At 67.9% G+C, this 12,628-nt stretch carries 12 protein-coding genes; 4 read left to right on the top strand and 8 right to left on the bottom strand.

Features of this window, described 5'->3' with window-relative positions; genetic code table 11:
• The first annotated feature begins 338 nt into the window (after positions 1-338).
• Positions 339-2,390: a M13 family metallopeptidase gene (locus NTY77_06955; protein ID MCX5795212.1), complete on the top strand. Its 2,052-nt coding sequence runs from the start codon at positions 339-341 to the stop codon at positions 2,388-2,390.
• Between the two features lie 6 nt (positions 2,391-2,396).
• Here NTY77_06955 and cysK read toward each other — a convergent pair whose 3' ends face one another.
• The gene (cysK, locus tag NTY77_06950; protein MCX5795211.1) at positions 2,397-3,362 is read right to left on the bottom strand and encodes a cysteine synthase A; all 966 of its coding nucleotides are present in this window, start codon (positions 3,360-3,362) and stop codon (positions 2,397-2,399) included.
• Positions 3,363-3,478: 116 nt separating this feature from the next.
• On the opposite strand from cysK, the gene NTY77_06945 reads away from it, so the two are divergent.
• From NTY77_06945 to NTY77_06935, 3 genes are read left to right on the top strand one after another with little or no spacing between them, the layout of a single operon-like run.
• Positions 3,479-4,270, top strand: a complete 792-nt coding sequence (locus NTY77_06945; GenBank protein ID MCX5795210.1) for an ABC transporter ATP-binding protein — start codon at positions 3,479-3,481, stop codon at positions 4,268-4,270.
• A 5-nt stretch (positions 4,271-4,275) separates the two neighbouring features.
• Positions 4,276-5,013, top strand: coding sequence for an ABC transporter permease (locus tag NTY77_06940; GenBank protein ID MCX5795209.1), 738 nt, complete (start codon positions 4,276-4,278; stop codon positions 5,011-5,013).
• Positions 5,014-5,020: 7 nt separating this feature from the next.
• Positions 5,021-5,479, top strand: a complete 459-nt coding sequence (locus NTY77_06935; protein MCX5795208.1) for a hypothetical protein — start codon at positions 5,021-5,023, stop codon at positions 5,477-5,479.
• Between the two features lie 2 nt (positions 5,480-5,481).
• Here the strand turns inward: NTY77_06935 and rpsA are convergent, their stop codons facing one another.
• Genes rpsA through NTY77_06900 form a run of 7 tightly spaced genes read right to left on the bottom strand, consistent with a single transcriptional unit; the run spans position 5,482 to position 12,488 of the window.
• Positions 5,482-6,684 (bottom strand): 30S ribosomal protein S1, encoded by a 1,203-nt coding sequence (gene rpsA, locus NTY77_06930; protein ID MCX5795207.1) that lies wholly within the window; start codon positions 6,682-6,684, stop codon positions 5,482-5,484.
• Positions 6,685-6,716: 32 nt separating this feature from the next.
• Positions 6,717-7,910: an MFS transporter gene (locus tag NTY77_06925; protein ID MCX5795206.1), complete on the bottom strand. Its 1,194-nt coding sequence runs from the start codon at positions 7,908-7,910 to the stop codon at positions 6,717-6,719.
• Entirely contained in the window at positions 7,907-9,175 is a 1,269-nt protein-coding gene (locus NTY77_06920) for a hypothetical protein (protein ID MCX5795205.1), read from the bottom strand. Before NTY77_06920 ends, NTY77_06925 begins: the two co-directional genes overlap by 4 nt.
• Complete coding sequence (locus tag NTY77_06915) at positions 9,168-10,115, bottom strand: hypothetical protein (GenBank protein MCX5795204.1); 948 nt, start codon at positions 10,113-10,115, stop codon at positions 9,168-9,170. Before NTY77_06915 ends, NTY77_06920 begins: the two co-directional genes overlap by 8 nt.
• Position 10,116: 1 nt before the next feature.
• Positions 10,117-10,785 carry a class I SAM-dependent methyltransferase gene (locus tag NTY77_06910; protein MCX5795203.1) on the bottom strand — a complete coding sequence of 223 codons (669 nt, stop codon included), beginning with the start codon at positions 10,783-10,785 and terminating at the stop codon, positions 10,117-10,119.
• A 6-nt stretch (positions 10,786-10,791) separates the two neighbouring features.
• Positions 10,792-11,727 (bottom strand): hypothetical protein, encoded by a 936-nt coding sequence (locus tag NTY77_06905; GenBank protein ID MCX5795202.1) that lies wholly within the window; start codon positions 11,725-11,727, stop codon positions 10,792-10,794.
• Between the two features lie 11 nt (positions 11,728-11,738).
• Positions 11,739-12,488 (bottom strand): metallophosphoesterase family protein, encoded by a 750-nt coding sequence (locus tag NTY77_06900; protein MCX5795201.1) that lies wholly within the window; start codon positions 12,486-12,488, stop codon positions 11,739-11,741.
• Positions 12,489-12,628: the final 140 nt, after the last annotated feature.

Here is a 12,628-nt window from a genome sequence, read left to right as displayed (position 1 = left end):
TTCGCTATCCGCTTCTTTCAGCGTGACCCTCGCGGACCATCGCCTTGCGTTTCGCTTGGAGTCCCTGCGACCAGGTTCTCCAGAGGACTTGCACCTCCCAGTCATGCTCATGCTGGGCACACCGCCGGCCTCGGAACCCCTGCGGGGTTCCGAGGTTCTTAACGGCTGTAGCCGACGGAGGCGGACCTTAAGTGACCGGCATTGCCGCTAGCCCGGCCAGCACCTGCGCCGGGCAGGGCTCGTCAGGCTCCAGCGCGAGAGCCGGGGCAGCGGGGCGGGCGGCCACGCAAATGATGTAGGATACGCGGCGAGACGTCCCTCTTAAGGAGCCCAGACCCATGACCCGAACCGCGCCCCGCCTCGCCGCGATCCTCCTGCTCACCGCCGCGTCGGCGCGCGCCGCGGCCCCGGCCGACGAGCCGGCCCTGCCCTACACGCCCAGCCTGGACGTGACGGCCATGGACCGCTCCGTCGACCCCTGCGCCGACCTCTACCGGTACTCCTGCGGCGGCTGGCAGAAGAAGAACCCCATCCCGGCGGACCAGACCGCGTGGGACGTGTACCGCAAGCTCTCCGAGGACAACCTGACCTTCCTGCGCGCCGTTCTGGAGCAGGCGGCCTCGGCAAAGGAGCGCGACGCCGTCACCGCGCGGATCGGCGACTACTACGCGGCCTGCATGGACGAGGCCGCGGCCGACCGGCTGGGCACGGCGCCGATCCGGGCCGACCTCGACGCCATCGCCGCTGCGGGCTCCACGCGCGAGCTCTCGGCCCTGCTCGCGCGCCTGCAGCGCGAGTCCGAGGGCCGCGGCATCCTGTTCGCCGCGGGCTCCCAGCAGGACCCCGACGATTCCGAGACTCAGATCGCGAGCTTCGACCAGGGCGGCCTCGGCCTGCCCGACCGCGACTACTACTTCAAGACCGACGACAAGTCCAAGGACAACCGCGAGCGCTACGTCGCGCACGTCGCCAAGGTGCTCGAGCTCCTCGACGACGCGCCGGCGGACGCCCGCCGCAGCGCCGCCCAGATCATGCGCCTCGAGACGGCTCTGGCCGGGGCCTCGCTGACCAAAGTGGAACGCCGCGACCCCTACAAGCTGAAGCACAAGATGAAGCCCGCCGACCTGGAGACCCTGGCCCCCGCCCTGGCCTGGAAGGAGTACCTCGCTCAACTCCAAGCTCCCCCCTTCGACACGGTCAACGTGACCGCGCCCGCGTTCTTCACCGAGGTCTCGCGGCGCCTCGGCTCCGAGCCGCTATCCGTCTGGAAGGACTACCTGCGCTTCCACCTGGCCAACGGCCGCGCGCCGGTCCTCTCCGCCCCGTTCGTCAACGAGGACTTCGAGTTCTACCGCAAGTACCTCAAGGGCGCCAAGGAGATCCAGCCGCGCTGGAAGCGCTGCGTGGAGCTCGTCGACTCTCAGCTCGGCGAGGCGCTCGGCCAGGCCTTCGTGCGCAAGGTGTTCACCCCGCCGACCAAGGAGGCCGCCCTGGCCATGGTCCGGGGCATCGAGGCGGTCATGGAGCGCCGCCTCAAGGCGCGCGAGTGGATGGGCCCGGAGACCAAGAAGGCGGCGCTCGATAAGCTCCGCGCCGTTCGCAACAAGATCGGCTACCCGGACCGCTGGCGCGACTACTCCAGCGTGCGGGTCGAGCGCACGGACGCCGCCGGCAACGTGGCGCGCGCCGCGGCCTTCGAGTTCCGCCGGCAGCTGGGCAAGATCGGGCGGCCCGTGGACCACGGCGAGTGGGGCATGACCCCGCCGACCGTCAACGCCTACTTCGACGCGCAGATGAACGACATCAACTTCCCCGCCGGCGTGCTCCAGCCGCCGCTCTACGACCCCAAGATGGACGACGCCCCGAATTACGGGAACACCGGCGGAACCATCGGCCACGAGCTCACGCACGGCTTCGACGACGAGGGCCACCAGTACGACGCGCACGGCAACCTCAAGGACTGGTGGACGAAAGCGGACGCCGCGCAGTTCGCCGAGCGCGCCAAGTGCGTCTCCGACCAGTACGGGAGCTACGTCGCCGTCGACGACATCCACGTCAACAGCGCGCTCTCCCTCGGCGAGGACATCGCCGACCTCGGCGGCGAGATCCTGGCCTACGAGGCTTGGCAGGACGCGGTCAAGGGCAAGGCGCTCTCGCCCAACGACGGCCTCACCCCCGAGCAGCGCTTCTTCGTGGGCTTCGCGCAGTGGGCCTGCGAGAACGCCCGCCCGGAGCAGCAGCGCGAGTGGGCGCTGACCAACCCTCACTCGCCCGCGCGGTACCGCATCAACGGAGTCGTCGTCAACATGCCCGAGTTCGCGCGGGCCTTCGCCTGCCCGGCGGGCGCGCCCATGACCAAGCCCGCGGGCAAGGCCTGCTCGATCTGGTGAGCGGGGTTAGACCGCGATGTCCTGGAACAGGATGGAGGAGTGGTAGCGGTCGCCGGCGTCCGGGAAAACGACCACGATCAGCTTGCCCTTGTGCTCCGGCAGCGCCGCCAGCCGCAGAGCCGCGGCCAGGGCCGCGCCGGAGGATATCCCCACCGTGATGCCTTCCTCCCGGTGCAGCCGCCGCGCCAGGTCCACCGCCTCCTCGTTGGAGACCGTCTGGATCTCGTCGACCAAGGCCAGGTCCAGCACGTCCGGCTTGAAGCCGGCTCCGATGCCCTGGATCTTGTGCGGGCCGGGCTTGGGCGTCTCCTTGTTGCGGATGGCGGTGAGCACGGGCGAGGCGGAAGGCTCGACGCCCACCGACCAGATGGGCTTCTTGCGGACCTCCTTGAGGTAGCGGCTCACGCCGGTGATGGTCCCGCCCGTCCCGATGCCTGAGACGAAGATGTCCACTTTCCCGTCCGTGTCGTCCCAGATCTCCGGGCCGGTGGTCTTGAAGTGGATCTCCGGGTTGGCCGGATTCTTGAACTGCTGGGGGATCCAGTACTGGCCCGGCGCCGCGGCCGCGAGCTCCTCGGCCTTGGCGATCGCGCCCGGCATGCCTTTGGCGCCCTCGGTCAGCACCACCTCGGCCCCGAAGGCCTTGAGCATGCGGCGCCGCTCCAAAGACATGGTCTCCGGCATGGTCAGAGTCAATCGGTAGCCCCGCGCCGCGCACACGAAAGCCAGAGCGATGCCCGTATTGCCGCTGGTCGGCTCCAGCACGGTCGGGTTCTTCCCCCCCGGCTTGAGGATACCCTTCTTCTCCGCGTCCCAGATCATGGCGGCGCCGATGCGGCATTTGACGGAATAGGACGGATTGCGGCCCTCGGTCTTGGCCAGGACGGTGGCGCCCAGGCCCTGGGTCATCCGGTTGAGCCTGACCAGCGGGGTGTGTCCGATGCTGAGGCTATTGTCCTCGAAGATATTCATTGGCGCCTCCCTACGATGATACAGTGTACCCCGTCCCGGGCCCGGCAGGCAATGAGTTACGTCATGCCTGCGAGGACGGGGCAAATACGGTATCATATCCATCGACCGGGTCCGAAATGGCCAACCTCAGGATGGAAGCCGTCACTTTCCGGGCCGGCGGGGCCGCTCTCCTGCACGAGGCCAGCCTGTCCTTCCGCTCCGGGGAGCTGACCGCCATCATCGGCCCTTCCGGCTGCGGCAAGAGCACCTTGCTCAAATGCCTGACCACGACCCAGCGGCCCGCCAGCGGCCGGGTGACCTTCGACGGCAAAGACGTCTGGGAGATGCGCAGCCAATACCGGCTGGGATTGGGCTACGTGCCCCAGGACGACGTCATCCATCCCCAGCTCACCGTGGCCGAGGCTTTCGAGTTCGCCTCCGGCCTGCGCCTGGACACGGCCCTGCCGCCCGCCGACGTGAGCAAACGCATCGAGTCCGCGGCCGCGGTCCTGGGCCTGGCGGCGGCGAAGGACCGGCGGATCCACCGGCTCTCCGGCGGCCAGCGCAAGCGCGTCAACATCGGCATCGAGCTCCTGGCCGACCCCCAAATCCTCATCCTCGACGAGCCGGCCTCGGGCCTGGACCCCGGGACCGAGGAGGACCTGGTCAAGCTCCTGGCGTCTTTGGCGCGCGGCGGCCGGACCGTGGTCACCACCACCCACTCCATGGAGTATCTCGGCGCCGTGGACCGCATCGTGGTCCTGGCCGCGGGCTACGTGGTGTTCTGCGGCGACCGTCCGCAGCTCCTGGCCCATTTCCAGGTGGCCCACGAGGCCGAAGTCTTCAAGACCATCCGCGCCAAGCCCGCGCCGGAGTGGGCCGCCCTCTACCGCCGCTCACCCCTGGCCGCGCAGGCGCTGAGAGGCTGAGCCCCATGGCCAGACCCGGCTTCCAACGTCAGTACGACATCCTCGTGGACCGCGCCATCGCGGTGCACCTGGGCTCCTTGGGGACCTTGCTCATGATGGTGGCGCAGGCGCCCATCATCGGCTGGTTCATCGGCTTGGCCTGGCGCGGCCAGGAGGCCGTGCCCCAGACCTACTTCATCATGTCCGTCGCCGCCCTCTGGATGGGCTGCATGAACGCCTGCACCGCCATCGTCGTCGAGCGGCCCATCTTCCTGCGCGAGCGCATGTTCGACCTCAACATCTGGTCCTACCTGCTCTCCAAGATGAGCGTGATGTCCGTGGTCTGCGCCGTGCAGACCGTCCTGCTCTTGGCGGCCCAGGGGCACCTCATGCACCTGCGGGACTCCTGGGGAGCGCACAGCCTCGTCTTCCTGGCCCTCTGCGGGACCGGCATCGCCGCCTGCGGCCTGGGCCTGCTGATCTCAGCCGTGGCTCGCAGCGCCTACGGCGCCGTGGCCGCGGTGCCCATCCTCCTCATCCCCCAGGCCATCTTCTCCAAGGTCCTCCTGGGAGACAACATCGAGAAGGGCGCATCCTCCTTCATCGAGAAGCTCACCCTCACCAAATGGTGCTACGAGGCGCTGGTGGACGTGCACAACGGCGCCCATTTCCTAGACCAGCTCAAGAGCCTCGGAGCCCTGGCCCTGGGGCTGGCGCTGTTCCTGGCTCTGGCTGCCGGCGCCCTAGGACTGGCCGAGGATTGAGACCGCTATGAAAAAACTTCTGACCGTCGTCTTGCTCCTGGCCGCCGCGGCAGGGACCGGGTATCTGATGTCCGAGGGCTATCTGCCCGGTTGGCAGAGCGACAAGGCTGTCATCAAGAGGAAGTCCCACCGCTTCCTGGAATGCCTGAAGTTCAAGGCCTTCGACGAAGCCGCCTCCTTCCACGCCCCGGAGGACATCAAGGCCCGTCCGGACATGCCCAAGCTCATGGAGGGCTTCTTCAAGATCCCGCCCGAGAACCTCGACATCCAGGACATCAACATCGACTTCATCGAATTCGACTCCACGGGCCAGCGCGCGAAGGCCAAGACCACCTGCGGGGTGCGCATCCTCAACACCAAGGAGAACAAGCGTCCCGAAGCGGTGCTTTACTGGAAGAAGGTGGACGGGACTTGGTACCTGGACCTGCGCACGACGCTGGAGCGGGGCAGCGCGGCCGGGATCTAGGGCTAGCCCCGCTTCTCGAGCTTCGCCTTGAGGAGGTCGCCCAAAGTCGTGCCCAGGCTCTTCGCGGCCGCGTCCGAGGACTTGTCGAGGTAGGCCTTGAGATCGGCGGCCTCCTCTTCCTCGGCACGGCTCAGCGACGCCAGGGAGAGGGAGAGCTTGCGGTTCTCCGGGTCGACCGCCTCCACGCGCACCTCGATCTCCTGGCCTTCCTTGAGCACCTCGCGGGGATGGTTGATCCGCCGACCGCCGCCCAGCTTGGAGATGTGGATGAGGCCTTCCACCCCGCCGCCCAGGGCGACGAACGCGCCGAAGGGGGCCAGGCGGGTGACGGTGCCGTTCTGGTAGGTCCCCACGGGCCAGGTCTGCGCCGCGCTGTGCCAGGGGTCGGGCAGAGTGTCCTTCAGGCTGAAGGAGAGCTTGTTGTTCTCCCAGTCGAGCTTCTTGATCACGACCTCGACCGTCTGGCCGACGGAGAGCGCGTCGCCCACCTTCTCGGTGCGGCCCCAGGCGATCTCGGAGACCGGGATGAGCCCGTCCACTCCGCCCACGTCGAGGAAGGCGCCGAACTTCTGGATCGAGGTCACGGTCCCCTTGACCCGCATCCCTTCCTTGAGCGAGTCCCGGAGGGACTGCGCCTTCCCCTGCCGTTCGACGTCCAGGATGGCCTTGCGCGACAGGACGACGTTGCGCGCGGCGCACTCGGTGATCTTGAAGGTGAATGATTTGCCGATGCACTCGGCTTGATTCTCATCCCGCCGAAGGCCCATCTGCGAGAAGGGGCAGAAGGCGCGGGCGCCGCCGCCGATGCGGACCTCGAAGCCGCCCTTGACCTCCTTGGCCACGGTGCCCTGCACCGGGATGCCGCTCTTCCAGGCGTCCTCGAGCTGGGCCTGCGCGCCCGGGCCGGAGCCGATCTTGGTGGTGAAGTGCATCTCGTGGCTGGGAGAGGGCAGGTAGTAGGCGCGCACCTTGTCGCCTTCCTTGACGGTGAGGTTGCCGGCCTCGTCGAGCATCTCCTTGCGGTCCAGATACCCCTCGCCTTTGCGGCCCACGTCGATGAAGATCCAGTCGGACGCGATCTTGACGATCGCCGCCTGGACCATCTGGCCGGGCTCCAGCCTGCCGGAATCCTGGACGCTCTGCTCTAAAAGGGTCTCGAAGTCTTCTTGGTCTTCGGGTGCGCCGGTCGGCTGGTTCTCGTTCATTGGACAGGTCTCCGTTGGGCCGGGAGGACCTATTATACCGATTTTGCGGCCGGCCGGCCCCGCACGGTCTGCTTCTGCACCCAGTAGAGCAGGGCCGAGCCCGCGACGAAGCAGGCCCCCAGGACCCACTGCACCGCGGCGATGCCCAAAGACTCGGTGAACCGGCCTTCGAATCCGGAGATCAGCGTCAGCCCCAGCCACGCCGTCAGCGTGTTGAGGCTCCCGAAGGTGGTCTTGTTGCCGGTCACCGGGAACATGCGCGGGATGGTGATGACCGCGGCCATGCTGTAGACCCGGTCGAGCAGCATGAACAGCGTCACCGCGGCCACGGCCCAGGCCAAGGGCAGGCGGCCGCTCAGGAACAGGGGCAGCAGCAGTCCGGAGAGGACCAGGCTCCCGGTGAAGAGCCGGTCGTGGCCCCAGGCCTTTATCATCCGGGGCACGAGGAAGTTCACCATGGCCTCGGCCAGCCCGATGACCAGCAGCGCCAGGCTGATGGCCTCCAACCCCAGCCCATAGTGCCGGATGAACCAGATGCCGGAGAGCGCGTAGAACCCGAAGTAGCACATGCGATTGATGGTCAGCCCCGCGTAGTAAGCTCCGGCGAAAGGGACGCGGAGGGCTTCGGCGTATTCGCCGACCAGGCGGCCCAGGCGCAGGGGCCTCTTGGCGCCCGGAGGCTCGTGCATGACCCGGCACAGGCCAGCCCCGCTGAGCGCGATGAGCCCGCCCAGCGCCCACAGCGGCGCGCGCCAGTCCAGCCGGGACGCGGCCAGGCCCACGGCGGGCACGCCGATAGCCGTGGCCAGAGGCCGCGCCGACATCAGCACCACGATCATGGCCGGGTAGTACGCCTTGTCCACGCCGTGGAAGGTCAGCCACCACAGCACCGAAGCCACCATCCCGCAGGAGAGGCCGAAGAGGAAGCGCAGCACCAGGGCGGCGGAGAAGCTTCCCGTGAGCAGGAACAGGGCGTGCGCGGCGACCAGGCCCGCCGTCCCCGCGGCCAGCACGCGAGCCACCCGCAGACTGGAGGTCAGCGCCGGGCCGGCCAGAACGCCCAGCACGATCCCGGCGGTGGCCGACGAGATCAGCCACAGGGCCTGGTCCAGGGGCACGCGGAAATAGGAGTGGATCGGCCCCACCAACGGCGAGATGGCGCTGTCGATGGATGAGAAGGAGAAGATCAGGGCGAAGGAGAACGCGACCGTGAGCCGGTCCCTCAAACCAGCGCCTCCCGCAGGCTCTCCACGGCCCGGTCCAGGTACTCCCTCGTGTCGCCGAAGGCGGCCAGGGCGCAGGCGCCGTCCTTGGGCGGCGTCATGACCAGCACTCCGCGCCGGCGCCCCGGGGCTCGGATGAGGAGCGGCTCGCCCGCGCAGGAGACCCCGGCCAGGACCCGCAGGACCGCGCCCGTGTCCCAGGCCCGGCCGCGCAGGCGCAGGTGCGTGAAGTAGCGGACCAAAGTGCGCGGCGCCTGGGCGCCGAAGTAGTCCTCGGCGAAGCGCAGGAGCTGGCCGAACCCGTTGTGCCGGAAGTTGCACTCCAGGAGCAGGGGCCGGAGCTTGCTCCCCTCCCGCAGCAGGCCCCAGTCCAGGTTGAGGTCGCCGCGGGCCCTCTGCCGGTGCACCGTGTTGGCGATGCGCAGGCTCAGCTCGCAGAGCTCGGCCGAGGCTTCCCGGTCCGGATGCGGGAAATCGAACCCGCCCCAGTGGCGGCCGTCGAAGCGCTGCTCGTCCACGCCCCAGAACCGGACGCTGTCGTGGCCCAGAGTCATCAAGGTCCCGGCCACGCTGGCGAAATCCAAGGCATGCTCGACGACGACCTCGCCCTTGTTGTACCAGGAGCCGAGCTGAGGCCTGAGCTCCGCGCGGCTGCCCGTGAGGTTGCCCAGGCCGCCTCCATAGAGAGTCTTCTTAAGATAGATGCGGTCGCCGTTCTCCCGGGCCACCTTGTCCATGGCCGCCAGTATGCCGTCGCGGTCCGCGGCCAGGTAGCCCGGGACCGTGGGTATGCCCAGTTTCCCGATCAAAGAGCGGAAATAGCCCTTGTCGTTGAGCTTCAGGATGGTGCCGTTGAGGACGAAATCCGGGTGGGTCTTGTCCGTGGGGATGCCGGTCTCCTGCGAGAGCTCGACGACCCGGCGCGAGTCGAGATAGGCCTCCAGAGTCCAGCCCCCCCGCGCGCCCAGCTCCGCCAGGGTGCCCAGCAGACGTTCGTCCTCCATGATGGAATCGGCCAGCGCATAGGGCCGCGAGCGCTTGCGCAGGGGCAGGACCGGCTGGCGGCCGACGCGCCAGTCCCTGACCCTGCCCACGTACAGGACGAACTCGTCCGGGATGGGGACGGGCGAGACCAGCAGGTCCTCGTCACCCAAGGAGAACAGGAAGCGGGCGCCGTAGTCCGCCGCCTCAGGGGCGAAGTGGGCATCGTACTGGGCGTCATCCGCGGAGGCGACCTCCTCCACGTTGATGAGCCAGACTCTAGGCATAAAAAGTGCCGTCGCAGGGCTTGGCGTCCCGGTACTCGCCGCGCTCCGGGCCCGGAGTGCTCTTGAGCGAGCAGAGCACGAACTCGAAGCCCAGCTCGCGCAGGGCACCGGCCACTTTATCGACCGAGGCGTGTTTGAGCTCCGGGCGGGTCGAATAGTAGGCGGTCTCCTCGTCCCGGGGGAGGTACCGGTCCAGGCGCGTGAGGTCGTAGGCCGCGACGATGCGGTCGAGCAGCCGGGGCGGCAATTGGTCCCGCAGCCTGGCCAGGATGGGGTCGGAGAGCAGAAGATAGGAGAACATCACGCGCAGCAGGCCCCGGCGGCGCAGGTCGTCGAGGAAAGGCCGCAGCTTGGCGGCCTCGTCATCGATGCCGGCCACCAGGGGGTCGAGGTGGATGGTGGTCTGGACCCCGGCGCTGCGCAGGGCGGCGGCCGCGGCCAGCCGGTCGGCCAGCGGCGGCAGGTGCGGCTCCAGGGCGGAGTCGGCGGCCGGCCGAGCCGCGGCGTTGTAGGAGAACTTGGCCTTGTGCTCGCGCATCAAGGCCAGCAGCCGTTCGTCCGGCAGCCCCTTGGTGGTCACGATGATGCGCTCGACGGGAGACCTGGCCAAGGCGTCGAGAATCTCCCAGGTCAGGCCGCTGCGGACGAAGGCCGGATTCATGATGTCGGTGTAGCGGCAGAGCTTGACGACGCGCACGTCCTGGCTGAGGACCTCCGCCGCGATGCGGCGGGGCAGTTCATCGGCGGGCCACAAAGGCCTGGGGTCCTCAAAGACCGTGCCAAGCTCCCGGAGCTTGCCGGTCACCGGGGTGCGCAAGCGCGCGTAGCAGTATGCGCAGCCGTGGCTGCAGCCGGCCCACGGCTCCACATAATGGTACTTGCCGTACCAGCAGGTTCCCAGCGAGCCTTTCTCGACGAGGCGCAGCGGTTCGGCGGCCATATCAGGCCTCCTTGCGGGCCAATAGGCCGCCCAAGAAACAGTTCTTCTGCCAGCGCTCGGCCACCCGGAACCCGGCCGCCTCGAAAGCGGCGGACCAGAAGCCGGCCCCGGTCGGAAATTCCTCGCGCATCATATGCAGGAAGTCGTCCCGCTTGGCCGGCCAGGCGTCGGCAAAATAGGCGGCGCCCTCTTCCATGACCTGCGGCATATGGGCTTCCAGTTGCGCGCGCTCGAACGGGAATATGCCGTCTTCCAAAAGGAACAGCGCTCCAGGGGAGAAGAACGGGCCGACGCGGCGCAGGAACTCCAGCTTCTGGGGGTCGGTCAGATGGTGGAGAGCCTTGCGCGAGAAGCCCTTGCTGAAAGTCCGGCCGGCCAGGCCGCAGTCGAGGAAGCCGGACTCGACGACCTCCACGTGGGGCAGGCGCCGGAGCTTCTCGCGGGCCAAGCCGGCCTGCCGCGCCGAGCCGTCCACGCCCAGAGCCCGCCCGGCCAAAGGCGCGGCCCAGGCCAGGAACGAGCCGTCCCCGCAGCCGAAATCCACCAAGGAATCCGCCCGGTTCAGAGCCAGGCGGTCGAGATAGGGCCTGGCCTCAGCCTCGGAAAGACCGTAGAGCGCGTTGTAATGCGCGACGAAGCCCGCGTCTTTCCAATCTCCGCTCTGCGTCATGCTCTCTTAGAAGCGGTATTCGACGCCCAATGAACCCGACGCCGAGGTCCAATGCGCGTGGTTGAACGGCTGGCTGCCGCTGGCGCCGCCTACGGATGTGGTGGCCGTGCCCTTGTTGGCCGTAAAATCCTGCCACTTCCCCTCCGCACGGAGGGTCCAGCGCTGGTCCAAAGCGTAGCCCACGCTCCCGCCCGCCACGACCCCGCTGCCATGAGAGTGATCCGAGAAATGCTCAGACATGAGGTTCCAATCGCCCGAGGCGGTGTAGGCCGTGCCCCAGTGATACTCCGCCCCAGCGGCGAAGAGCATGGGTCCGGCGGCATACTGCACGTCCAGCCCGTTCCAGGGACCCCACCACTCGGCGGTGTAGGAGCTGTTCAGACCGGGGAAGGCACCGACCGCAGGGGTGCAGGCCCCGGAGATGATCGAGCAGCCGGCGATGGTCTGATAGCCGTTCTTGTTGACGAGTTTCTGGGTGCTGATGGAGGCGCCCATGAGCGGGATGAGCGACCAGGCTTGGCTGGGGTGGAAGTCATAGCCCAGCCCGAACGAGCTGTCCCAGACATAGGCTCCGTTGGAAGTGTTGTTGGACCTGGACCATTCCAAAGTCCGGTTGTCCCCGTCGTAGTCCGAGTCCTGGTTCTTGCCGTGCAGGATCCAGCCGTAATCGGCCATCGCCTTGGCGTAGATCCCGTAGTCGTTCTCGGCATGGGCCCGGGCCTCGATCTGGTAGATTTGGAGGCTCTTCCAGGTGAGTTCCGAGATCACGTTGGGCCCGGAGACGCCCGCGATGTCGAAGGCGAAGCTGTCGATGCGATAGCCTGTGGCGAACTCCACTCCGGTCTGGTTCACCGCGGACGCGCCCGCGGGCCAAGCCAGAGCCGCGGCCGCCGCGATCATCCCGGCCAGGATGGACCGGGTCCGGACTCTGTCTGCAGGCATATCTCCCTCCCTCATTGTCCGTAGGCCAGGCGCAGCGCAAGGTACTCAGGCAGGCCGTGGCCGCGGATCTTGGCCTGGGTCGCGGCCACATCGTAGGCGAAGCGGTACACCTGGAAGGTCCGCGCCTCGCTGTCCCAGATCGCGCAGGCGGCGCGTTTGTCGTGGTCGCGCGGCTGGCCCACGGCGCCCGGGTTATAGGCCACGGGCACGATCCCGTAGGGCGCCACCTCGCCGGTGACGGCCTGGTGGTCTTCGATGAAGAGCGCCTCGACCTTGCCCTCGGCCGAGCAGTGGAAGCTGACCGGCATATGGCTGTGCCCGCAGAACAGCGGCCAGGCCTTGACCCGGGACATATTGTTCTTGAACTGGGCCACGCTGAGCAGGTACTCGTCGGCGGGCCGCTGCGGCGAGCCGTGCACGACGGTGAAGTCCTTATGGTCCAAGCGCGCCGTCAGAGTCTCCAGGTACCGGTGCGACTGCGCCGACAAGGCGGCCCGCGTCCAGAGGGTGGCCGCGCGCGCGTAGGGGTTGAACCATTCCATGTCGATGCGGCCGATGACGGCCAAGTCGTGGTTGCCGCAGACGATGTGCAGGTTCTTCAGCGCACGGATGAGACCCAGGCACTCCTCCGGGTCCGGGCCGTACCCCACGACGTCTCCGCAGCAGATGTAGCCTTCGACCCTCGAGGCGTGGAAGAAGTCCAAAACCACGTTCAAGGCTTCCAGGTTCCCATGCACGTCCGAGAAGACGCCGTACCGCATATTACGGTTAACATGATACTAATAGTGGGCGCGGGGTCCAAATGCATATTGGGCACGCCGCTGACACCCCCCAACGGAACAGCGGCCCCCCTCAAGGGGGGCCGCTGGACTCCGCGCCTTCGGCGCGGAGTTCGAGGGGA

It is taken from the genome of Elusimicrobiota bacterium (assembly GCA_026388095.1).
Taxonomy (GTDB): Bacteria; Elusimicrobiota; Elusimicrobia; order UBA1565; family UBA9628; genus UBA9628.
This window is presented reverse-complemented; position numbering and strand designations above follow the sequence as displayed.

Coding starts and splice junctions, on each gene's coding strand:
- NTY77_06955 (MCX5795212.1), top strand. CDS start 339: ATGACCCGAACCGCGCCCCGCCTCGCCGCGATCCTCCTGCTCACCGCC.
- cysK (MCX5795211.1), bottom strand. CDS start 3,362: ATGAATATCTTCGAGGACAATAGCCTCAGCATCGGACACACCCCGCTG.
- NTY77_06945 (MCX5795210.1), top strand. CDS start 3,479: ATGGCCAACCTCAGGATGGAAGCCGTCACTTTCCGGGCCGGCGGGGCC.
- NTY77_06940 (MCX5795209.1), top strand. CDS start 4,276: ATGGCCAGACCCGGCTTCCAACGTCAGTACGACATCCTCGTGGACCGC.
- NTY77_06935 (MCX5795208.1), top strand. CDS start 5,021: ATGAAAAAACTTCTGACCGTCGTCTTGCTCCTGGCCGCCGCGGCAGGG.
- rpsA (MCX5795207.1), bottom strand. CDS start 6,684: ATGAACGAGAACCAGCCGACCGGCGCACCCGAAGACCAAGAAGACTTC.
- NTY77_06920 (MCX5795205.1), bottom strand. CDS start 9,175: ATGCCTAGAGTCTGGCTCATCAACGTGGAGGAGGTCGCCTCCGCGGAT.
- NTY77_06915 (MCX5795204.1), bottom strand. CDS start 10,115: ATGGCCGCCGAACCGCTGCGCCTCGTCGAGAAAGGCTCGCTGGGAACC.
- NTY77_06910 (MCX5795203.1), bottom strand. CDS start 10,785: ATGACGCAGAGCGGAGATTGGAAAGACGCGGGCTTCGTCGCGCATTAC.
- NTY77_06905 (MCX5795202.1), bottom strand. CDS start 11,727: ATGCCTGCAGACAGAGTCCGGACCCGGTCCATCCTGGCCGGGATGATC.
- NTY77_06900 (MCX5795201.1), bottom strand. CDS start 12,488: ATGCGGTACGGCGTCTTCTCGGACGTGCATGGGAACCTGGAAGCCTTG.